1 protein-coding gene and 1 pseudogene are annotated in these 692 nt (G+C 63.3%); one reads left to right on the top strand and one right to left on the bottom strand.

Annotated features, from left to right (window positions below; genetic code table 11):
* Nucleotides 1–230, bottom strand: a 230-nt coding sequence (locus tag QN350_RS19720; protein ID WP_323517209.1) for an FAD-dependent oxidoreductase, incomplete at its 3' end; no start/stop codon positions are given.
* A 264-nt stretch (nucleotides 231–494) separates the two neighbouring features.
* Between QN350_RS19720 and QN350_RS19715 the strand changes: the two are divergent.
* Nucleotides 495–617 (top strand): annotated as a pseudogene (locus QN350_RS19715) (sugar-binding transcriptional regulator); the annotation flags it as partial.
* Nucleotides 618–692: the final 75 nt, after the last annotated feature.

Here is a 692-nt window from a genome sequence, read left to right as displayed (position 1 = left end):
AGGCGGAATTCCCCGTTCTCGAGGTAGCGCACACCGCCGTGGATCATGTGGGAGGAGGCCGACGAGGCGCCGGAGACGTAGTCGCCCTTGTCGACGATCGCGACGTCGATGCCCTGCATCGCCAGGTCGCGGAAGGTCGCGATGCCGTTGATTCCGGCACCGATGATGAGCACGCTCGCCCGGGGATGAGCGGCGATGGCGGCCTGAGCGGCTACGGCACCGGGACGGATACCCGGCGCGGATGCCCCGGCGGGCTTCTGGTTTGAGGGGGTCACTGTTCGCTCACTTCTGTGTGGGTCGGCAGGTCTGGTGTGTGGGTCTGCAGCCTTAGGTCTGCAGCGGCGGCTGACAATCACCGGATCACGGTCCTGCGCATGCCGCGCAACCTCGTGGGTCAGTACAGCATGCGCAACACCACACAAACGGTCAATGCCTGTGCACACACGTGCACACATGTGCAAGCAGAAGCTACGACCATCACAAACGATCCATCCCTGTCCGACCGAACCGATGACGCCCTCACGGCGGCGCAACCGTATTACGTGCAGGACCACCTGACCATGGAGGCCATCGCGCACGAGCTGCACACCTCCCGTTCCTCGGTGTCCCGCCTGCTGTGTGTGATCAACTCTTTGTAGGCCGTTTCGGCGCTGGATTCCTGCCAAGTTAGCGGCTGGTTTCCTGCCAAATGA

It is taken from the genome of Cryobacterium sp. 10I5, from assembly GCF_035019865.1.
Classification (GTDB): domain Bacteria; phylum Actinomycetota; class Actinomycetes; order Actinomycetales; family Microbacteriaceae; genus Cryobacterium; species Cryobacterium breve_A.
Note: the sequence above shows the minus strand (reverse complement) of the source record. Positions and strands in the feature narration are given on the sequence as shown.